We start from the raw sequence: 22,911 nt of genomic DNA on the forward strand, positions 1-22,911 counted from the left end.
CACCCGTCCCCCTCTCTTCCCCGATCTCCGGTCAGCCCGTTCACCGCCGCACCAGTCGGGGTCCGGGCGGCGGCAGCAGGGCGGCGACCGCGGCGAGCGTGCGCGCCTTGGCGCCGCGATTGGCCTCGACCAGTTCGCGTGCCGCCGCGCCCAGTCGCGCGCGCTCAGCCGCATCTGACAGCAGGCGCACCCACACCTCACCCAGTTCGGACGGCGTCGCCACTTGCACCGCGGCGCGGCGGCCCAGGAACGTCTCGGCGATCTCCGCAAAGTTCTGCATGTGAGGCCCGAACACGATCGCCTTGCCGTGGACGGCCGGTTCCAGGATGTTGTGGCCGCCGTGATCCACCAGACTGCCGCCGACAAACACCGCGGTCGCCACCTGGAACAGGTGCGCAAGTTCACCAATTGAGTCGAGCACCACAACATCGGCGGCAGGCTCGGTATCCACAATCAGCTCCGTGCGCCGGACCACGCGCAGCCCTTCCGCCCTGACAAGGGCCACCGCCTCATCGAATCGTTCCGGCTTGCGCGGCGCCATGATCAGCATCGCGGTCGGGTGCGTACGGCGAACCACGCCAAACGCGGTCAACGCGGCGGCCTCTTCCCCCTTCATGGTGCTTGCCGCCATCAGCACCGGTCGCGATTCCGGAATCCGGAAAAAACGCAGCACACGCCCGGCACCCCGGCCAGCAGCCGCGGTCGGCGACTCCAGCGAATCAAACTTCAGGCTGCCCGTCACCGAGACACGCGCCGGATCGGCGCCGATGTCGATGATGCGCCGGGCCGACTCATCACTTTGCATGCAGAATTGATCGACGTCGGCCAGCACGGTGCGAAAGAAGCCCCGGGCCATGCGGTATCGCGGATACGAACGTGATGAAATCCGCCCGTTGGCCATCAGGGTCTTCACGCCGGCCTTGCGGCAGGCCCGCAGCAGATTGGGCCAGATTTCCGTCTCCATCATGATGAAGAGCCTGGGACGCACCAGGCGCAACGTTCTCGACACAAACGGCTGCAGATCGAACGGGAAGAAAAACACGGCGTCCAGATCCGACAGGCGCTCCCGGGCAATCTGCTGCCCGGTCATCGTCGTGGTCGAGAGAAAAATTTTCAGGTCGGGGTATCGCTCCCGGAGTTCGGGAATCAGGGCCCGGGCCGTCAGCGCCTCGCCCACCGATACGGCGTGAATCCAGATGGAGTCGTCACCGTCAAGGTTGAACGTGACCGGCAGGACCCCCATCCGCTGGCCGAGGCTCCCCACATATTTTCGATACCGGATGGCCTGGTAGAGGAACCAGGGCGACAGGACCAGGGCCAGGACGACAACGGCCAAAGAGTAGAGGACGTGCACAACACTGGACAATATACGTCTTATAATCGCAGCCATGGCGATCAAGGTTGGTATCAACGGGTTCGGCAGAATCGGGCGCAACATCATGCGGGCGGCCATGGCGTACGACGACATCGACATCGTCGCGGTCAATGACCTGACCGACGCGGCCACGTTGGCCCACCTCCTGAAATACGATTCGATTCTCGGCAACCTCAAGGCGAATATCAGCGCATCGTCCGACGGCATTACGGTGGATGGCGATGCGTTCAAGGTGCTGGCACTCAAGGACCCGGCGGCGCTGCCCTGGAAGGACCTGGGCGTGGATGTGGTGTTTGAAGGCACCGGCCGCTTCACCAACCGCGAGGATGCGGCGAAACACCTGACGGCAGGGGCCAAACGCGTCATCATCACCGCCCCGGCGAAGAAACCGGACGTCACGGTGGTCATGGGTGTCAACCACGAGTCGTACGACCCGGCCACCCACCACATCATCTCCAACGCCTCGTGCACCACCAACTGCCTGGCGCCGGTGGTGAAGGTGCTGCACAACGCCTTTGGGCTCAAGAGCGGGTGGATGACCACCGTGCATGCCTACACCAACGACCAGAATCTGCTGGACCTGCCCCACAAGGATTTGAGGCGCGCCCGCGCGGCGGCCCTGTCGATCATCCCCACCACCACGGGTGCGGCAAGCGCGGTGGCCGAGGTTCTGCCGGAGCTCAAGGGTCGCCTCGACGGCATCGCGATGCGCGTGCCGACCCCCAACGTTTCTGTGGTGGATCTGAGCGCCAACCTCGAGCGGCCGGCGACGGCCGAGGCGCTCAACGCCGCGTTCAAGGCGGCCGCCGACGGCCCGCTGGCCGGCATCCTTGAATATGTGACGGCACCGCTCGTGTCGATCGATTTCCGCGGCAACCCACACTCGGCCATGCTCGACGCGGCGTACACGAAGGTGATGGACGGCAATTTCGCCAAGGTCATGGCCTGGTACGACAACGAGTGGGGCTACTCGAGCCGCTGCGTCGATCTGGTCCGGTACATGGCCACGCGCGGCCTCTGAGGGTCGCCATGCGAACCATCCGTGACGTCGCGCTGAAGGGTCGACGCGCCTTCATTCGCGTGGACTTCAACGTCCCGCTCAAGGACGGGCACATCACCGACGACACCCGTATCCGTGCGGCATTGCCCACCATTCATGCCGCAATCGACGCGGGCGCCACGGTGATTCTGGCGTCGCACCTGGGCCGGCCCAAAGGGAAACCGAATCCGGAGTTCAGCCTGCGCCCCATTGCCGATCATCTGGCATCGCTCCTCAAGCGTCAGGTCGCGTTCGCCCCCGACTGCATCGGTCCCGCGGCCGCAGAAGTGATCGCGGCCAATCCTGGTGGAGTCATCCTTCTCGAGAATCTCCGTTTCCACAAAGAAGAAGAAGCGAATGACGCCGGGTTCGCGGCTTCCCTTGCAGCGCTGGCCGACGTCTATGTGAATGACGCGTTTGGCGCGGCGCATCGGGCGCACGCCTCCACCGAAGGCATGGTCCACCTGATGGCCGATCACGCCGCGGGACTGCTGATGGAAGCGGAAGTGACCTACCTGGGTCGTGCGCTGAATAACCCCGACCGTCCATTTGTCGCCATCCTCGGTGGCGCCAAGGTATCGGACAAACTCGAAGTCATCGAGAACCTGCTGGGCAAGGTGGATGCGCTGGTCATTGGGGGCGCCATGGCCTACACGTTCTTCAAGGCGCGCGGCCTTGACGTCGGCACATCGCTCGTGGAAGCCGACCTGGTGGACACCGCCCGCGACCTCGAACAACGCGCCAAGGCCCGCGGTGTACGGTTGGAACTGCCGGTTGATCATGTCGTGGCGGCTGCAATCAGCGCCGACGCGGCCACCGAGGTGCTCGCGATCGGCGATTCGGCTATCGGCGATCGGAAGGGCCTCGACATCGGTCCCAAGACCATCGCCGCGTTCGCCGCCGTCATCGCGACCGCACGCACAGTGGTGTGGAACGGCCCCATGGGTGTCTTTGAGCTGCCGCCGTTTGCGGCCGGCACGATCGGTGTGGCGCAGGCCGTCGCCGCCGTAGACGGCACGACGATCATCGGCGGCGGTGATTCGGTGGCTGCTGTGACCCAGGCGGGCGTGGCCGATCGCATGACGCACATCTCCACCGGCGGTGGCGCCTCGCTCGAGTTCCTGGGTGGTCAGGCATTGCCAGGGGTGGTGGCCCTCTCATGAGAATCCCCGTCTTCGCGGCGAACTGGAAAATGAACAAGAGCGGCCTGGAAGCTGTGGCGTGGGTCCGCGAATTCGCCCTGCTGACCAGAGAATTGAGCGCGGACGCGGCCGAAGTGGTCATTGCGCCGCCGTTCACGGCCATTGCCGCCGCCGCGGAAGCCGTCCACGGCTCACACCACACGGTGGCCGGGCAGAACCTCCACTTCGAACGCGAGGGCGCCTTCACCGGCGAGGTCAGCGCCGGCATGCTGAAGGCCGCCGGCGCGTTGTCGGTCATCATCGGCCACTCGGAACGCCGGCGCCTCTTTGGTGAGACAGACGAGTGGGTGCAGCGCAAGGTCGCCGCGGCGCACGGCGCAGGCCTGACGCCTATCGTGTGTGTGGGTGAGACGCTCGACGAACGAGAGCGGGGCGACACCCTGACCGTGCTTGACGCCCAGGTGCGGGCCGGACTCGATGGCTGCAGTGGCGATCAGATCGGCGCCTTGATCGTGGCTTACGAGCCCGTCTGGGCCATCGGCACCGGCAAAAACGCCACCGCGGCCGAAGCCGGCGAGGCCCATGCCCACATTCGGCGGCGCCTGCGGGAGTGGTTTGGCGGCGCGCACGCGGACCGCACCCGGATTCTCTACGGCGGGTCGGTCAAGCCCGAAAACATCCGTGAACTCATCGGGCTGGCTGATGTGGATGGCGCCCTGGTGGGCGGCGCGTCCCTCGACGCGGCCAGTTTCGCCTTGATCGTCCAAAAAGCCACGTCCTAGACGGGGCTCCACGCCGTCTGTTAGAGTGAATGGCTATGTATTACGTCTTCCTTGGCGTCTACGCGATCGTCTGTTTCCTGCTGCTGGTGGTCGTCCTGCTGCAGCAGGGGAAGGGCGGAGACATTGCGGCTGCCTTCGGCGGTTCAAGCAGCCAGGCGGCGTTTGGCGCACGCGCCGGCGCCACGGTCCTGACACGGGCCACGACAATTCTGGGCGCGCTGTTCATGCTCGGCGCGCTGGCCCTGGCGGTCATGGGATCGTCGGGTGGTTTCGGCGGGTCGGTTGTGAGCGGCGTCTCTGGTCCGGCGGCACCGGCCGCCACGGCGCCGGTCGTTGATCCGCTGTCGAACCCGGGCGCAGTGCCGACGCCTCCGGCAACAACGCCGCCGGCGACACCACCGGCTGGCGGTCGGACGGGCGGCGGCGGGAAATAGACCTCGTTCACGAGCAAGACCACGCGGAAGTGGCGGAATTGGCAGACGCACCAGCTTGAGGGGCTGGCGGTAGCAATATCGTGGGGGTTCGAGTCCCCCCTTCCGCACCAATATTGGTCTGAGGGCTTCGCCCTCAGACTCCCTACACACTCACTCGTTCGGCGCTTCGACGCCTCTCTCCGTTCGCGTGGCGCGGCCGCTGACCGCGACCGCGCTGTGCCACTCGTGTGCCAATCGTGCAGGCCGGCTGGACCGACGGCGGTTGCCGCGACGACACGTGGCCGGTATCCTGCTGTGATGATCCTCGCAAAGGCCGTTGCCCTGCTCGGCGTGGTGGTGATGTCGGCCGCGCTTTTTCATGGCTTCGCGAACGGTGACTTCTTCGGCGAAGGGCGCCAGCTCGCGGCCATGCCCTGGGGCATTGTCTCGCTGGTCGATCTCTACACGGGCTTCGTGCTGTTTTCGGGCTGGATCATCTACCGCGAGCGATCCGTGCTCGTCGCCGTGTTATGGACGATCGCGATGATGACGCTCGGTTTCTTCGCCGGCAGTCTCTACACGTTCATCGCGCTTCACCGCAGCGGCGGCGACTGGCGGCGCTTCTGGCTGGGCCGGCACACCTCATGATGAGCCGCGCTCATTTGCGCTAGCAAGGCCGTCCAGTGCTGCACCAGCGTCAGCGATCGCGCGTTGTCTGAAGCACCGTCGTCGATCACCAACTTCTGGCCGTCGGCCGACACGTCGTAGGTCATGCCGCCGCGGATGCCATGGGCGCGGCTCGGTCTTTGCGCCACCCGGCGCTGGCTTCAAGGGAGCGACCCAGAGGTCGGGGCCGGCGTTCTTGCCATAGCGCTCAAACAGCGCCCGCAACGATCGCCGCTTCGGTCCCAGTGCCATTGGATGGCTTGCCGAAGAGACTGAATACCCCATTGCGGTTGGAACTGAGGCCCTCCAGCTCTGGGGCTGGCCGCGCGATCAGCCGCCGAACTGGCGCAGGTGGTGATCGGTGTGGCGGTAGCCCCAGATCATCCACTCGTCACGGGACATCGTGCCGAAGAGCGGGTGCGCCGCCGGCACTGATGTTGGGGCGCCAAACGCCCGCAGCAGCGCGATCGCCCGTGCGCGATCGCCCTCGAAGACGTCGGGCGCCGTGCCACCCTTCTCCGCATCCACCTCCGGCATGGTCTTGACCCCCTTCGGCCAGGTCATCGACGTATGGAGTGCGATCCACTTCACGACGGTGCGGTTGAACCAGTGGTCTCCGCGCGTGGCGACCGGGCGATGGCCGGTGACGACGAGGAACGCATCGCTCAGATGGCACACCATCTGGTGACTCGTCATTCGCCCCCACTGCCGCTCCGATCCGGGCAAGAGCGCGTTGAGGCGTGCGGTCAACGAGTCCACGGCGCCGGGGTCAGAAAGTTTCGCAAAGGTGGTCATCGGGTCCTCGGCGCGGGAATCGAATAGTCCACGTGCGCCTGCGACGGGAATCGTACTTTCGAGCGCCGGCCATCGGCGACCAGTCGCGCATGGGCTTCGGCCCAGGTCGGCGGCGTCGTGCTGTCCTGATTCCAGTGCGCGGTCGCGGCTTCGTCGCACCATTCCATCAGCTTCGGCATCGCCACTTTGTGTGCGCCGGAGATCATGTAGCCCCGCATCGCCGCCTCGTCGCGCCAGGTCGTCACGGTCCAGAACGCCAGTCGAGCGTCGTTCAAGACCTCAGACGTCAGGTTGCCGTCGGCGCCCTTCGACTGCCGCTGCGATCTGGCGGCGTGGAAGAGAAAGGCCGGCAGAAATCGCCATGACCTCAGGCGCAGGCGTGTCACGGAAACGAATGGCATCCAGAAAGTCTAAAACAAATGGCGCCCATCTGTTCGCCGGCGCAGCTGCCTGCGATCGTCGTACCGCGGCCTCGGTCTCGCGCGTGCGCGAGATCGTGCGTGCGCTGATGGGTGCCGACTGCCTCACGAGACCGAGTTGTTTTTCCCACACACCTCGTTCCGAGCTTCTTCATTCGCCACGCGCTGTGCGGGCCGCCCGTGGCACGTGTACTGCAATCTCCTGAACCGGAGGCAAATATGGCTTTCGCTGACCTGAAGACAGTGGCAACCGAGAAGATTGACGACCGTGTGCAAGCAGCCAAACGGGTGATTCGACAGCGCACCAACGATCTCGAAGATCTGCGTGATGCCGCCACACTCAAGATCCGGCGCGCGCCGATTCAGACCGTGGCGATCGCGGCCGGTGCCGGGATCCTGCTGGGATTCGTGATTGGTGCGACACGTGGCCGCGCCCGCGCGAATCGCATCCAGCCGATGTAGGACGTTATTGCCCCTGGCCTTCGCCGGCCCGTGGGCCGAAGCCGAAACGGTCGCGCACCGCCCGCCGGAATCGTTCACGTTCCTCCGGTGTGTAGCGACCGCTGCGTGACGACGACAGGCCGCGCCCGAATCCGCCGAAGAGGATTCGGCACAGGGCGAGCAAGCCCAGCGCCTGCCAGAAGGAGACCTGCGGCCACCCGAAGAGCGGCGGCATCAGCCAGTTCCAGAGCAGGAGTACAACCTGGCCGCCGACGAAGGCGAACAGCAGCATTCCCAGAATCGCCAGCGGCGCGATGAACAGCAACTTCCTCGATCGATGGATCATGGTCGGGTCCTCAGTGGTTCGTCAGTTCGTCGTAGATGTCCTGCAACCGCTCGCGCAGTTGGAGGACCGCGTAGCGCTTGCGTGAGAGCAGCGTGTTCACGCTGATGCCGGTCTCGGCGGCCATTGCCTTGAAGCTGCGGCCGTCGATTTCGTGCGCGACAAACACGTCGCGCTGTGCGTCCGGCAACTCGTCCACCGCCAGTGCAAGGGCATCGATGAGCGCCTGGCGTGCGAGTAACGCGTCAGGGCCGGCGTCGGGTGAGGGCAGCAGCTCCTCGAACCGTAGCCACTCGTCGTTCTCATCCCCGTGGCCCGAGGCGGCGCGGCTGGGGAAGGGTTCGGGCTTCTTCTTCCGGAAGAGATCGGTGATGCGGTTGCGCGCCACGCGAAACAGCCAGCCCGTGACGTGGTCGATGGGCATCAGCCGCCGGTTCGCCTCGACCAACTCGTAGAAGACGTCCTGGAGAATGTCTTCCGCATCGCGCGGGTCCGGCACGCGCCGGCGGATGAATTGGCGAAGCCGCGACTCTTCCCGCGTGACCACGTCGTCGATCCGCCGGTCTTGTTCAACGGCCATGGGGTGCAGGTGTGTCACCAGTCATTCGCCTACAGGTGTAGACGGATGAGACGTGCGGATATTGTAGGGGGCCGCTGCCAGCGCCTCAGCCCACCCGCAGAGGATCACTGAACCATGGCGTCCAGAAACGCGATGGCGTCATCCTACTTCCCTACTTCCCTACTTCCCTACTTTCCCAGCGATCGCCGTGACCGCGTCCCAGTAGAACCCCTCCTAGCGGCCCCCGTGCTCGGCCATCATCGGGTCGTCACGCACGGTGACCGTGCCCTCGAGCGTCTGCCCGTTCACTCGCAGGGTGACGCGGTAGGTGCCGGCGCCGGCCGTGCTGTTGCCGATGGGCGAGCCGAACAGCGGGCGCCCGGCCGCCTCGCCGTTGAAGTCGGTCACCAACTCCAGGCGCACCCGATTGAGCGCGGCATCGGTGGAGGCGGCCGTCAGCGCCGTGCGCAGCCGGCCGAGCTGCTGGCGCCGGGTGGCATCAGCCACGCGCCCGTCCAGAAACGCGATGGCCGCGTCGAGACGGGCCGCCATGGCGGCGCGTTCGGCTGCGGTGGTCGGGAACTGGAAGTTCCAGTGCGCGCGATTGATGCCGGCCTGCGCACCGCCGCCGCCCAGACGCACGGTCGCGATGCGGTCACCGGCAAACTCCGAGACGTTCAGTGTCACCGGGCCTTGCGGCGCTTCGCGCAGCCAGAAATTGATCGAGGCGCCCGCTGGTGGATTGGCACCGCGAAACAGGAAGTCTTCCTGCATGCGCCCCAGGTCGATCGTCACCCACCTGGTGGCCACCTCGCTTCGGAACAGGTGCGCGGCCGTGTTCGCCACGGCCGGCGTCATCTGCCGTAGTGGGGTAAGGTCATCCAGAATCCAGATGGCCCGGCCATGGGTGCCGGCAATCAGGTCTCCGTCACGCGGGTGAATCACCAGATCCAGCACCGCCACGTTGGGCATGCCGCTTGACAGCTTGAACCACGTGGCGCCGCCTTCGGTCGAGGCGTACACGCCGAACTCCGTGCCCAGAAACAGCAGGTTCGGGTTCACCGGGTCTTCGTTGATGACGTATGACCCGATGCCCTTGGGCAGATTGCCAGTGATGTTGGTGAACGTGGCGCCAAAGTCGCGTGTCACGAACACATGCGGATCCATGTCGTCGAGCCGATGGTTGTCGAGCACCACGTAGGCCGTGCCGACCGCGTGGTGTGAGGGCTCCACGCGGCTGACCCACACCTCGCCGGTGACACCCGGCAGGTTGCTGCGCACATTCGTCCAGCGGGCGCCGCCGTTCCTCGTCACCTGCACATTGCCATCGTCAGTGCCCGCCCAGATCAGCGCCGGGTCGAGCGGCGACTCTCGGACGTCGAACACCGTGAAGTGGTTTTCGCCGCCCGTCACCTCGCGCGTCAACCCGCCCGAGTTCGACGGATTGCGCAACTCGGCATTATTGGCCGTCAGGTCGGGGCTGATGATGCGCCACGTGTCGCCGCGATCCACCGACTTGAACACGTGATTGCCGCCGAAGTACAGCGTGCGCGGGTTGCTGGGCGACATCGTCAGCGGACTGTTCCAGTTGAAGCGGAAGTGCGGCGGCATCAGCGGCCGGTTGGGTTGCCCATAGCGGAACCAGTGCTCGCCGGGTGCAATCGTGTATCGGATGGGTGTTTCGGTGTAGCCCACGTCGGAGTAATCCGAAAAATTCAGCACCGTCTCCGGCGTGGGCGTGATGAACGTCGGCTGGCGTGTCTCAACGTTCAGGCGCATCGCAAACCCGACGTGATTCACCATGTAGGTCACGCGATAGTCGGTGGGGTCGACCAGGGAGGCAAAGCCGTCGCCTTCACCCAGCCACGTGTTGTGCATGTTGAGGATGCCGCGGGTCTCTCGAGAATTGCTCGGGCCGCTCCAGATCGCGTTGTCCTGCAGACCGCCGACCACCCAGTACGGGTCGCGCATGTCGACGCCCACCTTGTAGTACTGCCCGATGGCCATGTTGTCGAACGAGAGAATCGTCTGGCCGTCATCCACCGTCAGGTACGCGCCCTGGTCGGTGGCGGTATAGAAGATCTTCGAGTCGCTGGGCGACATCCAGAAGTCGTGCTCGTCCCCGCCGCCGCCCCACCATTTGTCGCGCCAGGTGACGCCGCCGTCGAGCGACACCTTGAACTCGCGTCCCACCGAGAAGATGCGCTTCGGGTTGTTCGGGTCGATGAGCACCTGCCCGTGGTAGAACGGTCGCAGGTGGGTCTTCAGCAGCCACTTCCACGACGCCCCCGCATCCTCGGAGATGTAAATGCCCGAGCCCGGCGTCTGTGCGCTCGTCGGTCGCGACGGGTCGTACGGGATGTTCTCGTCGGCTTCGTACGCCGCCACGACGATGTCGGGGTTGGCGCGGTGAATCGAGATATCGATCATGCCCGAGTCGCCGGCCGCCAGGCCGTTGCTCATCCGCTGCCACGTGCGGCCGCCATCGCGCGTCTTGAAGATGCCGCCATTGGGTCCGCCCGAGTGCATCGTTGCCGGCTGTCGCAGCCGGTGATACATGCCGGCGTACAGGATGTCGGGGTTGCGCGGGTCCATCACGACTTCGGTGGCGCCCGTGCGTCCGTCGTTGGGCAGGCCGCCCGCCAGTTTCGTCCAGGTGGTGCCGCCGTCAGTGGTCTTGAACAGGCCGCGGTCGCCCGAGTAGCCCCACAGGTGGCCGGGGGAGGCGGCGTAGGCGATGTCGGGATTGGTCGGGTGCAGCGCGATCTCCGCGATGTGGTGGGTGTTGGCCAGACCGACGTGCCGCCACGTCTTGCCGGCGTCGATGGTCTTGAACAGCCCGTTGCCCCAGCCGCTCGAGTTGCGGTTGGCCGCCTCACCCGTGCCCACCCAGATGATGTTGGGGTTCGGCTCGAAGATCGCCACTGAGCCGATCGAGCCGGCGCCCTCGGAGCGGTCGAAGATCGGGTCCCATGTGATGCCGGCATTTTTCGAAAGGAACACGCCGCCCGAAGCGGACGCCACCACCACGTAGCGGTGATCGGTGGACAGGGCCTCGATGGCGGCGATGCGGCCCGTCATGTTGGCCGGACCGATGTTGCGCCACCGCAGGTCGCGGGCCAGCGGATGCGTCGCCGCTGGAGCCTGGAACGCACCCAGCGACGCAACTACTCCCAGCCACACCGCCGCACCCCACAACCTGGAAATTCTCACGTCAACAACTCCTTACCCCGGACCCCGGACCCTGGACCCTGGACTCTGGACTCTGGACCTACCAAATGTCCCCCACTGTGTACCCGTTCGGGAACGGGTCTTCCGGATCCACCACATACGAGGCGAATCCCGTGATCCACGCGGTGCCCGTGATGGTGGGCACCACCGCCGTACGCGCCTGCGCGCCGGCGCCAACCGTGGTTGTGGCGATCAGGCGGCCCGTGAACACCGTGCCCAGGATGCCCTCGTGGCGGAAGTCTTCGTGCAGGCCCAGCTGACCCTTCGCGTGCAGGATTGCCATTTTTGCCGACGTGCCCGTGCCGCAGGGTGAGCGATCGATGACGCCCGTCCACGTGGAGGGTTTGTTCCAGTCGAGGATGCCGGTGGACACCGTCACGGCGTTACGGCACGAGTTGGCCGGGTCGTGCGGCGGGCCTGACAGCTGGCCGATGGTGATGCCGGCAAACCCAGGTTGGTCCGGGTGGACGACGGGCAGTTGTTCGGCGGCCGCGGCCTCGATCATCTCGGTCGTGCGGGTGATGTCGCGTCCTTCGTCGGGCGTCAGCCGGAAGCCGAACTGTGCCGCATCGGCAATCACGTAGAACATGCCGCCGTAGGCGACGTCGACGGTCACCGTGCCCAGTTGTGGCACTTCGATGGGCTGGTCCAGGTGGGTGGCAAACGCCGGGACGTTGGTGAACGTGACCCCACGCACTTTGCCGTTGCGGCACTCCGCGTGGACCCGGATCAGGCCCGCCGGCGATTCCAGCACCACGTCGGTGGTGGGTTCGGTCATCGGCAGCATGCCTGTTTCGAGCAGGGTGGTCACCACGCAGATCGTGTTTGTGCCCGACATGCCGGGGTATTCGACCTGTTCCATGATGACGAAGCCGGCCTGGGCTTCGGCGTGGGTGGTGGGCAGGATCAGGTTGCAGTTGGCGGCCGGGTAGCCGCGTGGTTCGCGCAGCATCCGCAGCCGCAGGTCGTCGCCGTGTGTCTGCAGCCACGTCATCTTCTCGAACATCGTCGTGCCCGGCACGTCGAGCACGCCGCCGACGATGACGCGTCCGGGTTCGCCGGCCGCATGCAGGTCGACGGCCTGTATCATCCGGTTCAGTCGCATACGCGCATTGTAGCCACAGCCCCGGTCTGCGGGACCGGCTTCGGCCGCAGCACGATTGGGACCAACGCGCGCTCAGCCAGCTTGCCAAGATCCGGTTGCGCCCGTAGAATCACGTCAGGATCTGTGGGGGTTCGAGTCTCCCCTTCCGCACTATTATTGGATCGCCGGGGGACCCTGCACCCCGGCTAGCTCCACGGCCCTCCGCGCGGACGCTCTGGGCCGCTCCGCAGGGCATCCCTGTTGGAACGCCGAGGCACAGAACCGCAACTAGCTTCCGCGAACCATGCCCCTCCTGACCCTCGACCACATTTCCACGGCCTTCGGCCACGTGCCGTTGCTCGACGACGCCTCGCTGCAAATTGAAGCCGGCGAGCGGATCGCCATTGTCGGACGTAACGGCACCGGCAAGTCCACCCTCCTCAAGATCATTGCCGGTGACCTGGAACCCGACGCGGGCACGATTTGGCGAGGGCCTGGTGTGAAGGTCTCACGGCTGCCGCAGGATGTCCTTGAAGCCAGTGCCGACCGCCGGAGCGTCCACGATGTGGTCTCCGAGGGCGTGCACGGGCTCGACGAGGAAGACTGGGAACGCGAACAACGTGTGGATCAGATCATCGAGCGCCTGGATCTCAATGCCACCGCCCGCGTGAACGAGCTGTCGGGCGGATGGCGCCGGCGCGTCTGGCTGGCGCGGGCCCTGGCCGCACAGCCCGACATATTGCTGCTCGACGAACCCACCAACCATCTCGACATCGAGGCCATCACGTGGCTCGAGGACATCGTTGAAAAACACCGCGGCGCCGTGGTGTTCGTCACGCACGACCGCGCCTTCCTTCAACGAGTGGCCACGCGACTGGTGGAACTCGATCGGGGCCACCTGACCTCCTACGCCCCGGATCCTGCCGCCCGCAGCGGTGCCGTTCCTGTGTACGACGAGTATCTGCGACGCAAGGAAGAAGCACTCGCCATCGCGGCCATGGCCCACGAGAAGTTCGACAAGCGGCTCGCGCAGGAAGAAGTCTGGTTGCGGCAGGGCATCAAGGCGCGACGCACCCGCGACGAAGGCCGCGTCAAAGCGCTCATGCAGATGCGCGCCGAACGCTCCCAGCGCCGGCAGGCCATCGGCTCGGTGCGACTGACGATGGACGCCGGTGAGCGGTCGGGCAAGCTCGTCTTCGACGTCAAGAGCATCTCGAAGACCTTCGCGGTCCAGGGTCCAGAGTCCAGAGTCCAGGGTCCTGTCATTGCCGAATTTTCAACCCGCATCATGCGTGGTGATCGCATCGGCGTGCTTGGACCAAACGGCGCGGGCAAGACCACGCTGTTAAAGATGCTCGTGGGCGAATTGCCACCTGACACCGGCACGGTGGAGATTGGGACCAACGTCCAGATTGCGTACTACGACCAGCAGCGCGAGCAACTGGACCCCGAGCGCACCGTGGTGGACACCGTTGGTGACGGCAACGACGTGGTGACGGTCGGTGGACGCAGCCGGCACGTCCACGGCTACCTCGAAGACTTCCTGTTCCCGGCCGCGCGTGCGCGGTCCAAAGTCAAAGCGTTGTCGGGCGGGGAACGTAATCGCCTGCTGCTGGCGCGACTCTTCACGCGCCCGGCGAACGTACTGGTGCTCGACGAGCCAACGAACGACCTCGACATCGAGACCCTCGAATTGCTGGAGTCACAACTGGCGGAGTTCGACGGCACGGTGCTGCTCGTCAGCCACGACCGGGCGTTCCTCAACAATGTCGTCACCAGCACGATGGCCTGCGAAGGCAACGGTATCGTCCGCGAGTATGTGGGAGGATACGACGATTGGCTGCGGCAGTCAGCCACCCCGACCTCGGCAGGCGACGCCTCCGGGAAACGGTCGCCGACGGATCAGGCTCCGCCTGCGAAGGCGATTGCCAAGAAAAAGCTCTCGTTCAAGGAACAGCGCGAGTTCGATGGGCTGCCCGCGCAGATCGAATTGCTCGAACGCAGCATTGCCACACGTGACGATGTCATCGCCAGCGCGGAGTTTTATCGCAAGGGCGCAGAACAGATCCGGATCACGCTCCAACAACAGGACGAAGAACGCACCGCCCTGATTGCGGCGCTCGCACGCTGGGACGAATTGGATTCGCGCACGCGTTAGACGCTTGACAACTGTGATAATTTTGCATACCCAGTACCTGTATGCATCGGCTGACGTGGCCACGGGCCACGATCGTCTTGTTCGCGTTCTTCGGACTCGCTCTCCTTCAAGCGTGGCCCTTGCCCCTGTACCTGTCGAGCCAGCTGACGGGGCCGCCCTCGGGTGACACCGGCGTGTACGTCTGGAACACGTGGGTCTTCCGCCACGAACTCGTGGATAACGGCGCGTGGCCCCTCTGGACGAGCTCGATTTTTGCCGGGGATGAACCTGCCAATCTGGGCCATCACAACTACACGTTGTTTGCCAATCTGCTCGCCGTGCCGCTGCAGATCGTCTTTGACGTGGTGGCCTCATTCAATCTGATCTACCTGATCAACATCGCCCTCGCCGGCTTTGGGATGTTTCTGTTGGCGCGCCGGGTCACGACGCACGACGCCGAAGCGTGGCTGGCAGGTGCGCTGTTCGCGTGTTGCGGTTTCATGGTGGGGCGCAGCTTTGGCCATTTCAGTCTCGTCGCGGCTGCCCCTCTGCCCTTTTTTGTCTGGTGCCTGATTCGGTGCTGGGAACGTCGCCGCACGCGCGACGCACTCGCGCTCGGTCTCGTGTCCGCGTGGTCGATCACGGCGGACCCGTACTACGCGGTGTATTGCCTCATGTTGGGCATGGGGTTTCTCGTGAGCCACACCGTGAGGCTCACGCCGGCGATGTCTCGACCCCGTGTCTGGAAACGGGCGCTGACTATTTGTGCCGTGCTCGCGGCTGTCCCGGTGGCCGTCCGGCTCCTCACGGGTGGCGGAGTGATGCAGACAGGCCCGTGGGAAATTTCCGTGCGTTCGCTCTATACGCCGGTGCTGATCCTGACGTTCGTGATTTGCCTGCGCGCACTGGTGATGTTTCGCATTCAGCGCACGCGCGAACCCTGGCCGCAGTGGGTCACGGCCACGTGGCTCGTGATCGTGGCGGTCGCGTCCGCCGGCGCGCTGGCGGCGCCCGTGCTCTCGGCCCAGGCCTTTGGCGAAGCGATGGACGCCGCACCCGTGCTCTGGCGCTCGGGACCGCAAGGCGCGGACCTGTTGGCCCTCCTGCTCCCGCATGCCGCACATCCGCTGATGCCCGAGGTGGTTCGGACCGCCCTCGCCCAGCATCCGGGCGGACTCATCGAACAGAGCGCGAGCCTGTCGATGGTTGCGTTGCTCGTGATCGGCTTGGCGTGGTGGCGCACGTCATGGCGGCCCTCGATGCGGTGGCTCGCGGCCGCGGTGGCGTTCGGGCTCATGACGATGGGTCCGTTCATCTACGTAGCCGGCGTGAACACGTACATTCCAACTCCGTGGACGCTGCTGCGTTACGTGCCGGTCATCTCAGACGCGCGGATGCCCAGTCGTATGGCCATTGTGGCGACCATGGCTGTGGCCATGCTGTTTGCCGCCGCCCTGAGCGCGTGGACGTCCCGCGCGGGAAAACATCGTCCCTGGGTGCTGGTGGCCGTCGCGCTGTTGTTGTGCGTGGATTTGTTTCCGGCGCCGCGGCGGCTGTACTCCGCCGGCGTGCCGGAGATTTACCAACGCATCGCCCAGGACCCTCGGCCGGTCAGCGTCCTGAGGCTGCCCACTGGGGTGCGTGACGGCCTGGCGTCGCTCGGCAACTTCACCGCCCACGCGCAGTTCTTCCAGACGGTCCACGAGAAACGCCTGATCGGCGGGTACTTGTCGCGGACGACGCCCCGGCGGCGCGAGTCCCACATCAGCCATCCGGTCCTGGGCCCCCTGGTCGCCCTCAGTGGCGGCCTGCCGGTCACCCAGGCACAACGGCTCGAGGCCCGTGCGGCTGCCGCCGCATTCGTGCGCGAGGTCGATCTGGGCTACGTCGTGATCAACCACCGCGAGGCGTCACCCGCCCTGGAGCAGTTCGCCGTGGACGTGCTCAAACTGACGCGCGTGCAAGGGGATGCGGATCTGTCACTCTACGTGCCGTTCGGCGCCGCCCGGACCGAGGCCGGGCCGCAGCCACGGCCTGGCGGCGGCCATGAGGGCCAGAACCCCACCAAACGTGCACACGATGGTGGCGCCGGTCGGTAAGTCGAAGGACACCGACAGATACATCCCCAGCATCGACGTGATGCCACCCATCACCCAGCCCAGCGTCAGTCGCGACCCGACGCGGCTCGCATACAACATGCCGGCCACGGACGGCACGATGAGGTAGCAGAACACCAACAGGACGCCGGCGATGGCCACCGACCGGGTCACGACCACACCAAACGACGCGTAGAACAGAAAATCCCAGAACCGCACCGAGATCCCCGATGCCTCGGCGGCCGCCGGATTCATGGAGATCAGCAGGAAGCGTTTGCGGTACACGAAGTGAAACGCACCGATCGCCACGTACACCCCTGCGGTCTTCCACACTTCTTCCCACGACACCGACAGGATGTTGCCCACGAGCATGTCGCGCAGATGTTCGCTCTCACCGGTGGACTGGCTCATGGCGACGATCACGGCCGCTGACGCCACCGCGTAGGAAATGCCGATGATGGCTTCCTGCGGCACGCGGGCGTTATGCCCTTTGACCAGTGAAAAGATTGCCGCGCCAATGAAGGTGAACCCGAGGCTCATCCAGTAGACGCCCGGGTGATGGGAATCGCCGCCGAACGCGGGGACGAGCAACGCGAGCGTGGCGCCAAGCGAGGCGATCTGCGCCAGCGACAGGTCCACGAAGATGACCCCGCGTTCCACCACGTGCAGCCCGAGGTACGCGTGAATGCCGGCGATGATCAAACTGGCCACTATCGCCGGCGCGAGAAACGAAACGAGGGCCCAGTCCATCGCCACTACTTCCCGGCCTTTGCGAGCGTCGTCACCAGCAGATTGATGTTGAAGTCGAACAGCTTGATGTAGTCGTCGGTGCCTGGCAGGCCTCCCACCGAGGGCGCCAGCGTCAGCACCTGCGCGCCGGTTTGCGACGCAATCTGTTTGGGGGTCTTCGTATCGAAGTACGGCTCAATGATGATCACCTTCACCTGCTGGCGTTTCATCTCAGTGATCAAGCCGAGCGTGTGCGCTGGTGAGGGAGGCACACCGGGCTTGGGCTCGACGTACCCGATCACGTCAAGACCAAACCGGTCGGTGAAGTTCGGCCACGACCGGTGATATGTCACGACCTTGGTGCCCTTGAACGGCTTCATGGCCGTATCCCATCGCCGTTCTGCGTCGGCCAGGCGCCGATCGAAGTCGGCGTACCGCTGGGCGTAACCCGCCTGGTTCGCGCGGTCAAGCTGGGTGAGCCGGTCACGAATCGCTGCCGCGATGACACGGCCGTTTCCGGGATCGAGCCAGTAGTGCGGGTTGCCGGAAGGGTGCACGTCGCCCATCGCGCGCGTCAACTGTCCGGTGGGCAGGTCCAGGATCTTCACGTTCGCTGAAGGGTCGAGGTATCCCGTGGCGCCCACCTGGATGCGCGCGTTGCGGCTGCTGTTGATCAGCGGAGGCAGCCAGCCAATTTCAAGTTCCCGGCCCACCACGATGAGAAGGTCGGCGCGACTGAATTTCAGAATAAAACTGGGTTTGGCCTCAACAAAATGCGGGTCCTGGTAGCCCCGCGCGATGGCTTCGACGGTCACGGCGTCGCCGCCGATGTCGCGCGCGATTGCGGCCAGGTCCTCGGTGGTGGTCACGATCTTGAGTGGCGCCGAAGTCGCGAACACGCCGCCGAGAGGGCCGGCGAGCAAGACGACACCGGCACAGATTGATGCAAGGAGTATTTTCATGGGCATGCCTCAGAACACATGGGCGCCGTGCGCCCCGATGCCAAAACTCAATTGAAAGAGAAACTCGTTCGCGCGGCGACCCTCGCCGTATCGCGTGTGACGGTACTGGCCGCGCAATTGACTGAACTCACTGGGCCAGAACGAGAGGAACACCGACGCCCCGGAGTCGCGCAGGTCCGGATCCAGGGCGCGCTCGGAACGGTCGAGCCGCCCGCCGATATACCAGCGCCTGGCGAACTGGTACTCCGCCAATCCAAACAGGCCGAACGCGCTCGCGGCCGGGGCCCCGGGCAGGTCCTGCCGGCTCCAGACCAGTTCCGTCCGCGCCTGGAAGCGGCGATAGATCGCGCGGCGCAGCGGCCGGTAGCGAAAGGTGGCATCCACGCCAATCAAGCGGCGATTGGCGTCGGGCCCCACGTTGGTGGGGCCCCACGCGACCGACCCGCCGAGATCGAGATTCGCGCTTTCCGTGAGATCGCGATACGCGCGCAACCGGCCCACGTAGTTGAGCTTCGACCGCTGGTCGCTCTGGAAGACCGCCGAGTCGCCGCTGAAGACCTCTGCGGTCGCTTCAAGAAAGGCCAGCGGGTTCTGCACGAGCCGTGACAGCGACAACCCGGAATCGGAGATGCCCTCCTCGCCTCCCACCAGATGCTGGGTGACGAGCGGCCGGTCCGCCGTGGGTACGGCGTGAGTGTGCAGCGTGTTGACCTTGCCGAACTGCGCGCGCAGTTTGCCCGCTTTGAGCAGCAACGACCCAGGGAGCGAGGTGAAGGTGATGTATCCCTCCTCGATCTCCACGCCTTCGGGTGACGCCGCGAGAAAAAAGTCGGCCCGTGCGTAGGTATCCACCACCGACCTGAACGACAGTTCCACTTCGCGAAGTTGGAGCGACCGCTCACCGGCGTTCGGGTTTTTTCCGGCTGCCGCGACGAAGTTCGCAATGACCGAAATGTCCGGATTGAAGACGTTAGAGCCAGCGGCCGCCGCGGGTTGTGCCGGCGCAGCGGCCGGCGGAGGCGGCACAGCCGGCGTCCCGCCTGCGGCCTGGGCCAACGCCAGGCCGGGCGTGAGGCCGCTCACGCCAAGGCACAACAAAAAAATACATCGATGGATCGATCGGAGACACCACGCTTGCATGGCCTGCACCTTCCGACAACACGGGGACAACTCGCGCCCCGTCTCGCCGTGCGAAGCGGGGCCTACAGAGCGGTTGAGCGGGTTGAAGTGGGAGGGCCGCGCGAGGGCCGTGTGAGGAGGTCGATGGCCGCGGGCACCTCGAGGGCCATCAGGACGGGCACGGCCAGTCCACCGGGCATGGCCAGGCGCGCTTCGGAAGTGGCGCTGGCACCGCGTACGGCTTGCAGGAAGTGGCAAACGGGACAGTGCTGTGCCTCGCCGTCCGAGGCGTCGCCGACCGCTGTCGCACGGTCACCGACGGTCAGGCTGACGGCGCCGCACGCGATGTCAATAATGCCGAGGTGGTCCCTGCTCAGGCCTGTCAACCCGAGGGTCAACACAAACGTGGCCAGGAGCAGCCGCGCGCGAAGCCGCCGAACCGTCGCGGAGCGCATGCCGCCACTGTACGGCCGTGCTCACTCGTCGTCAAGACAGCGCGCCTTGCGGTGGCTTCAGGGCCTCAAGCTAGGCCTCGATCTGCCCACTTGACAGCCGCGTAACGAAGGCTTCTACTTCTTTCGACCGACTTCGTTCACCGACTTAAGGAAGTCGGCCCGGACAGGTCGTTTTGGAGGAATCAGTGATGCAGTTGCGTCGTCTTTTTGCCATGGCCCTCGTGGCCGTGTGCGCCACCGCCGGCACGGCCTATGGACAGTCTCAGGCCATCAACGGAACCATCGAAGGCACAGTCAAGGACTCGTCCGGGGCCGTGTTGCCTGGCGTGACCGTCACCGTGACCAATACCAGCACGGGCGCGCAGCGCGTGGTCGTGAGCAACGAATCTGGCGTGTTCCGGGCCCCCCTTCTGCCACTGGGCGTGTTCACCGTCACGGCAGAACTCTCCGGATTCTCGAAGTTCGAACAGGTGGGCATCAATCTGGTGGCCGGGCAGACGGTTGTCCTGAGTGTGGCCCTGAAAGTGGGCGCGCTGAGCGAGACCGTGACCGTCAGCGCCGACTCGGCGGTGGTCAACCTGGGCAAGACGGACGTGGGCCGCAACCTGAACGAGCGTGAAATCAAGAACCTGCCGCTCGTCTCGCGCAACCCCTACAATTTTGCCCTCCTGCAGCCCGGCGTGACGGGCTCGGAAAACAGTGAGTTCGGCGTGCCGCGCTTCGGCGTCAACGGGCAGGCCCTGCGCGTGAACTACCAGGTGGACGGCAACACGAATACCCAGCGCGACCGCGCCGGCCTGCGCATGATGCCGATGTCGGAAGTCATGATCAGCGAAGTCCAGGTGGTGACGTCCGGATTCGCGCCCGAGTTCGGCAGCACGACCGGCCTGGTCTACAACGCCGTCACGCCGTCAGGCACCAACACCTTCAAGGGTGATCTCGGCTACCGCTTCCGGCGCAAGTCCTGGTCGGCATTCCCGTTCTTCTTCCAGGGCGTGCGGACGGACGATACACGACCGGATAACTCGCTCAAGATTTTCACCGGCACGGCCGGCGGCCCGATTGTGAAGAACTCGCTGCATTTCTACACAGGCACGGAACGCACCTACCGCGAAATGCCGCGCCTCATCAACATCGACCCGGGCATCGCCACCCAGGTGGGTGTGGCGGCCCAGCCCGGCGCCATCGACGCGTACCAGCAAGTACTTTTCATCATCGGCAAGGTTGACTGGCAGGCCACCCCGAGCCAGCGCCTCACCGCGCGCACCAACCTTTTCAGGAACGACAATCCGCTCAACGCAGGCGGCGGCGGCAACACGGCCATCGAGCGGTCGGTGGACTTCAACGACCGGATGTGGTCGCACGCCGTACAGGCGGTCTCCACCCTCGGTGCCTCGAACCTCAACGAACTGCGGATGCAGGTGATGCAGCGCACCTCGCGCCGTGACTCGGCGGAGGGCGCCGGCACCGGCGTTTCGGTCAACATCAATGGCGGCGTCATCAACGGTGTCAACAACAGCATCCAGTTCGGCATGCCGACCGGCGACGGCGAACTGCTGCAGCAGCGCATCTACCAGGTGGTCAACAACTTCACGATGCTCCGCGGCAACCACAACTTCAAGGTGGGCGTCGACTACTCGTTCATCGATGACAAACGCGCGGTTCCGCTGCCGGCCACCTACACCTTCCCCACAGTGGCGGCGTACCTGGCGGCCAAGAGTGGCGCCAACCCCAAGGGCTACACGACGTTCGCGCAAACCGTGGCGATCGAGCCGGAATTCGACATGACCAACGCCGGGCTGTCGGGCTTCATTCAGGACGACTGGAAGATCTCGCCCAGGCTGAAGCTGCTGTACGGTGTGCGGTACGACCTCAACATGTACAACAAAGGCATCGAGGGGTCGCCCTACTCCCAGACGTTCAACCGCGACGCCAATAACTTCGGCCCCAGGTTCGGCTTTGCGTGGACACCGGACGAGTCCGGCAAGTCCGTCATCCGCGGCAGCTCGGTCGTGATGTACGACCAGATGCTGCTGGCGATCATCGAGCAGTCGTATGAAAACTCTGGCGACCCGCGACGCATCGCCGTCTCGCTGGCGCCAACCGCGGCCAACGCGCCCAGTTTCCCGAACGTGCTGACGACCGCCACGGGCACCCAGAGCGTGCTCTTCGGCATGGATCCCGATTTCGTGTCCGGTCGCACGTGGCAGAACAACATTGCGTACGAGCGCGCCATCGGCACCAACTACTCGGCGTCGGTCAGCGCGATGTATGCGCGCGGCTATACGATGCCCGTCATCTCGGAAGTGAACTTCACCGACAATCCCGTCCGCACGCTGGATGACGGCCGCAAGGTATTCAGCGCGACCGTGAACGCGGCCAACCGGGTGGACCCACGGTACAATCGCGTCCGGCTCGTACAGTCGATCGGCGAGTCCTGGTACAAGGCCATGACGCTGCAGTTCGGCAAGCGCTGGAACGGCAGCCTCCAGTTTGACCTGAACTACACGCTGGCCAAGGGCATCGACACGGCACCGCTCGGCGGCGGCACGCTGTCGGTGCAGGGTGATGCCGCGCGATCGGATCCGTTCGACCTGCAGCGCGACAAGGGCCCGAACTCGCTCGACATCCGGCATACGTTTAATGCGAGCATCGTCGCTCTGGCGAACTTCACGATCGCCAACCGCGTGCTGCACCACATCATCAACAACAACCAGGTGTCCCTGCTCGTGCAGGTGAACAGCGGCACACCCGTGCAGCTGGCGGGCAACACGGACCTCAACGGCGACGGCACCAACAATGACCGCCCGCTGTTCATCACGCGCAACTCGCTGAACCTGCCGACGCGCAAGAACATGGACCTGCGATTCTCGCGCTTCTTTAATCTGCACAAGAGCTACCGGTTCGAGGTGCAGGCGGAGTTCAAGAACATCTTCAACAACGAGCAGGTGTCCGGCGTGCAGACCACCTACCCGGTGAATGCCACGACCGGCGCGGCCACGGGGACACTGCCGAACAACAGCTTCGCCCTGATTCCCACTGGCGGATTCGAGCAGCGCAAGTTCCAACTCGGCTTCAAGCTGTTTTTCTAGTCGTTCGACCGGTGACCGCAGGCACCACGCCT

General features: G+C 65.1%; 21 protein-coding genes and 1 tRNA gene. 10 read left to right on the forward strand and 12 right to left on the reverse strand.

The window, feature by feature from the left end; genetic code table 11:
* Positions 1–40: 40 nt before the first annotated feature.
* Entirely contained in the window at positions 41–1,354 is a 1,314-nt protein-coding gene (locus tag IPL75_16895) for a 3-deoxy-D-manno-octulosonic acid transferase (GenBank protein MBK9241874.1), read from the reverse strand.
* 34 nt (positions 1,355–1,388) lie between these two features.
* On the opposite strand from IPL75_16895, the gene gap reads away from it, so the two are divergent.
* From gap to IPL75_16925, 6 genes are all read left to right on the forward strand, one after another.
* Positions 1,389–2,396 (forward strand): type I glyceraldehyde-3-phosphate dehydrogenase, encoded by a 1,008-nt coding sequence (gene gap / locus IPL75_16900; GenBank protein MBK9241875.1) that lies wholly within the window; start codon positions 1,389–1,391, stop codon positions 2,394–2,396.
* An 8-nt stretch (positions 2,397–2,404) separates the two neighbouring features.
* Positions 2,405–3,577: a phosphoglycerate kinase gene (locus tag IPL75_16905; protein MBK9241876.1), complete on the forward strand. Its 1,173-nt coding sequence runs from the start codon at positions 2,405–2,407 to the stop codon at positions 3,575–3,577.
* Entirely contained in the window at positions 3,574–4,338 is a 765-nt protein-coding gene (locus tag IPL75_16910; protein ID MBK9241877.1) for a triose-phosphate isomerase, read from the forward strand. The genes IPL75_16905 and IPL75_16910 overlap by 4 nt, the downstream gene beginning before the upstream one ends.
* A gap of 35 nt (positions 4,339–4,373) precedes the next feature.
* Positions 4,374–4,772 (forward strand): preprotein translocase subunit SecG, encoded by a 399-nt coding sequence (secG, locus tag IPL75_16915; protein ID MBK9241878.1) that lies wholly within the window; start codon positions 4,374–4,376, stop codon positions 4,770–4,772.
* A 23-nt stretch (positions 4,773–4,795) separates the two neighbouring features.
* Positions 4,796–4,882 (forward strand) — tRNA-Leu (locus IPL75_16920).
* A 187-nt stretch (positions 4,883–5,069) separates the two neighbouring features.
* Positions 5,070–5,399, forward strand: coding sequence for a DUF1475 family protein (locus IPL75_16925; GenBank protein MBK9241879.1), 330 nt, complete (start codon positions 5,070–5,072; stop codon positions 5,397–5,399).
* Here the strand turns inward: IPL75_16925 and IPL75_16930 are convergent.
* From IPL75_16930 to IPL75_16940, 3 genes are all read right to left on the reverse strand, one after another.
* Positions 5,345–5,566: a hypothetical protein gene (locus IPL75_16930; GenBank protein MBK9241880.1), complete on the reverse strand. Its 222-nt coding sequence runs from the start codon at positions 5,564–5,566 to the stop codon at positions 5,345–5,347. The two genes, IPL75_16925 and IPL75_16930, sit on opposite strands and share 55 nt — an antisense overlap.
* A gap of 181 nt (positions 5,567–5,747) precedes the next feature.
* Entirely contained in the window at positions 5,748–6,212 is a 465-nt protein-coding gene (locus IPL75_16935) for a DUF1569 domain-containing protein (GenBank protein MBK9241881.1), read from the reverse strand.
* Positions 6,209–6,613 carry a DUF3291 domain-containing protein gene (locus IPL75_16940; protein MBK9241882.1) on the reverse strand — a complete coding sequence of 135 codons (405 nt, stop codon included), beginning with the start codon at positions 6,611–6,613 and terminating at the stop codon, positions 6,209–6,211. Before IPL75_16940 ends, IPL75_16935 begins: the two co-directional genes overlap by 4 nt.
* 237 nt (positions 6,614–6,850) lie before the next feature.
* Here IPL75_16940 and IPL75_16945 point away from each other — a divergent pair, with 237 nt between their 5' ends.
* Entirely contained in the window at positions 6,851–7,093 is a 243-nt protein-coding gene (locus IPL75_16945; GenBank protein MBK9241883.1) for a hypothetical protein, read from the forward strand.
* A 4-nt stretch (positions 7,094–7,097) separates the two neighbouring features.
* Here IPL75_16945 and IPL75_16950 read toward each other — a convergent pair whose 3' ends face one another.
* From IPL75_16950 to IPL75_16965, 4 genes are all read right to left on the reverse strand, one after another.
* Positions 7,098–7,364, reverse strand: coding sequence for a hypothetical protein (locus tag IPL75_16950; GenBank protein ID MBK9241884.1), 267 nt, complete (start codon positions 7,362–7,364; stop codon positions 7,098–7,100).
* A 64-nt stretch (positions 7,365–7,428) separates the two neighbouring features.
* The gene (locus IPL75_16955) at positions 7,429–7,995 is read right to left on the reverse strand and encodes a sigma-70 family RNA polymerase sigma factor (protein MBK9241885.1); all 567 of its coding nucleotides are present in this window, start codon (positions 7,993–7,995) and stop codon (positions 7,429–7,431) included.
* 213 nt (positions 7,996–8,208) lie between these two features.
* A complete protein-coding gene (locus tag IPL75_16960; protein ID MBK9241886.1) occupies positions 8,209–11,187 on the reverse strand; it encodes a hypothetical protein in 2,979 nt (992 codons plus the stop codon).
* A gap of 58 nt (positions 11,188–11,245) precedes the next feature.
* The gene (locus tag IPL75_16965) at positions 11,246–12,310 is read right to left on the reverse strand and encodes a proline racemase family protein (GenBank protein MBK9241887.1); all 1,065 of its coding nucleotides are present in this window, start codon (positions 12,308–12,310) and stop codon (positions 11,246–11,248) included.
* A 283-nt stretch (positions 12,311–12,593) separates the two neighbouring features.
* Between IPL75_16965 and IPL75_16970 the strand changes: the two genes are divergently transcribed.
* Both IPL75_16970 and IPL75_16975 read left to right on the forward strand, forming a co-directional pair.
* A complete protein-coding gene (locus IPL75_16970; GenBank protein MBK9241888.1) occupies positions 12,594–14,447 on the forward strand; it encodes an ATP-binding cassette domain-containing protein in 1,854 nt (617 codons plus the stop codon).
* A 41-nt stretch (positions 14,448–14,488) separates the two neighbouring features.
* Positions 14,489–16,525, forward strand: a complete 2,037-nt coding sequence (locus tag IPL75_16975; protein ID MBK9241889.1) for a hypothetical protein — start codon at positions 14,489–14,491, stop codon at positions 16,523–16,525.
* Here the strand turns inward: IPL75_16975 and IPL75_16980 are convergent.
* The 4 genes from IPL75_16980 to IPL75_16995 all read right to left on the reverse strand — a co-directional run bounded on the left by IPL75_16980 (position 16,406) and on the right by IPL75_16995 (position 19,787).
* On the reverse strand, positions 16,406–17,272 hold the full coding sequence (locus IPL75_16980; GenBank protein MBK9241890.1) for a metal ABC transporter permease: 867 nt from the start codon (positions 17,270–17,272) through the stop codon (positions 16,406–16,408). The genes IPL75_16975 and IPL75_16980 overlap by 120 nt on opposite strands.
* 5 nt (positions 17,273–17,277) lie before the next feature.
* Entirely contained in the window at positions 17,278–18,213 is a 936-nt protein-coding gene (locus IPL75_16985; protein MBK9241891.1) for a zinc ABC transporter substrate-binding protein, read from the reverse strand.
* Positions 18,214–18,222: 9 nt separating this feature from the next.
* Positions 18,223–19,296 carry a hypothetical protein gene (locus tag IPL75_16990; protein MBK9241892.1) on the reverse strand — a complete coding sequence of 358 codons (1,074 nt, stop codon included), beginning with the start codon at positions 19,294–19,296 and terminating at the stop codon, positions 18,223–18,225.
* 119 nt (positions 19,297–19,415) lie between these two features.
* Positions 19,416–19,787, reverse strand: coding sequence for a hypothetical protein (locus tag IPL75_16995; protein MBK9241893.1), 372 nt, complete (start codon positions 19,785–19,787; stop codon positions 19,416–19,418).
* 188 nt (positions 19,788–19,975) lie between these two features.
* On the opposite strand from IPL75_16995, the gene IPL75_17000 reads away from it, so the two are divergent.
* Positions 19,976–22,879 (forward strand): TonB-dependent receptor, encoded by a 2,904-nt coding sequence (locus tag IPL75_17000; protein ID MBK9241894.1) that lies wholly within the window; start codon positions 19,976–19,978, stop codon positions 22,877–22,879.
* Positions 22,880–22,911 lie beyond the last annotated feature (32 nt).

The sequence above is a fragment of the Acidobacteriota bacterium genome (assembly GCA_016716905.1).
Taxonomy (GTDB): Bacteria; Acidobacteriota; Vicinamibacteria; order Vicinamibacterales; family SCN-69-37; genus SYFT01.

Excerpts from the sequence above, each read along its gene's own strand:
- gap (MBK9241875.1), top strand. The coding sequence starts at position 1,389 with ATGGCGATCAAGGTTGGTATCAACGGGTTCGGCAGAATCGGGCGCAAC.
- IPL75_16905 (MBK9241876.1), top strand. The coding sequence starts at position 2,405 with ATGCGAACCATCCGTGACGTCGCGCTGAAGGGTCGACGCGCCTTCATT.
- IPL75_16910 (MBK9241877.1), top strand. The coding sequence starts at position 3,574 with ATGAGAATCCCCGTCTTCGCGGCGAACTGGAAAATGAACAAGAGCGGC.
- secG (MBK9241878.1), top strand. The coding sequence starts at position 4,374 with ATGTATTACGTCTTCCTTGGCGTCTACGCGATCGTCTGTTTCCTGCTG.
- IPL75_16925 (MBK9241879.1), top strand. The coding sequence starts at position 5,070 with ATGATCCTCGCAAAGGCCGTTGCCCTGCTCGGCGTGGTGGTGATGTCG.
- IPL75_16935 (MBK9241881.1), bottom strand. The coding sequence starts at position 6,212 with ATGACCACCTTTGCGAAACTTTCTGACCCCGGCGCCGTGGACTCGTTG.
- IPL75_16940 (MBK9241882.1), bottom strand. The coding sequence starts at position 6,613 with ATGCCATTCGTTTCCGTGACACGCCTGCGCCTGAGGTCATGGCGATTT.
- IPL75_16945 (MBK9241883.1), top strand. The coding sequence starts at position 6,851 with ATGGCTTTCGCTGACCTGAAGACAGTGGCAACCGAGAAGATTGACGAC.
- IPL75_16950 (MBK9241884.1), bottom strand. The coding sequence starts at position 7,364 with ATGCTGCTGTTCGCCTTCGTCGGCGGCCAGGTTGTACTCCTGCTCTGG.
- IPL75_16955 (MBK9241885.1), bottom strand. The coding sequence starts at position 7,995 with ATGGCCGTTGAACAAGACCGGCGGATCGACGACGTGGTCACGCGGGAA.
- IPL75_16965 (MBK9241887.1), bottom strand. The coding sequence starts at position 12,310 with ATGCGACTGAACCGGATGATACAGGCCGTCGACCTGCATGCGGCCGGC.
- IPL75_16970 (MBK9241888.1), top strand. The coding sequence starts at position 12,594 with ATGCCCCTCCTGACCCTCGACCACATTTCCACGGCCTTCGGCCACGTG.
- IPL75_16975 (MBK9241889.1), top strand. The coding sequence starts at position 14,489 with ATGCATCGGCTGACGTGGCCACGGGCCACGATCGTCTTGTTCGCGTTC.
- IPL75_16980 (MBK9241890.1), bottom strand. The coding sequence starts at position 17,272 with ATGGACTGGGCCCTCGTTTCGTTTCTCGCGCCGGCGATAGTGGCCAGT.
- IPL75_16985 (MBK9241891.1), bottom strand. The coding sequence starts at position 18,213 with ATGAAAATACTCCTTGCATCAATCTGTGCCGGTGTCGTCTTGCTCGCC.
- IPL75_16995 (MBK9241893.1), bottom strand. The coding sequence starts at position 19,787 with ATGCGCTCCGCGACGGTTCGGCGGCTTCGCGCGCGGCTGCTCCTGGCC.
- IPL75_17000 (MBK9241894.1), top strand. The coding sequence starts at position 19,976 with ATGCAGTTGCGTCGTCTTTTTGCCATGGCCCTCGTGGCCGTGTGCGCC.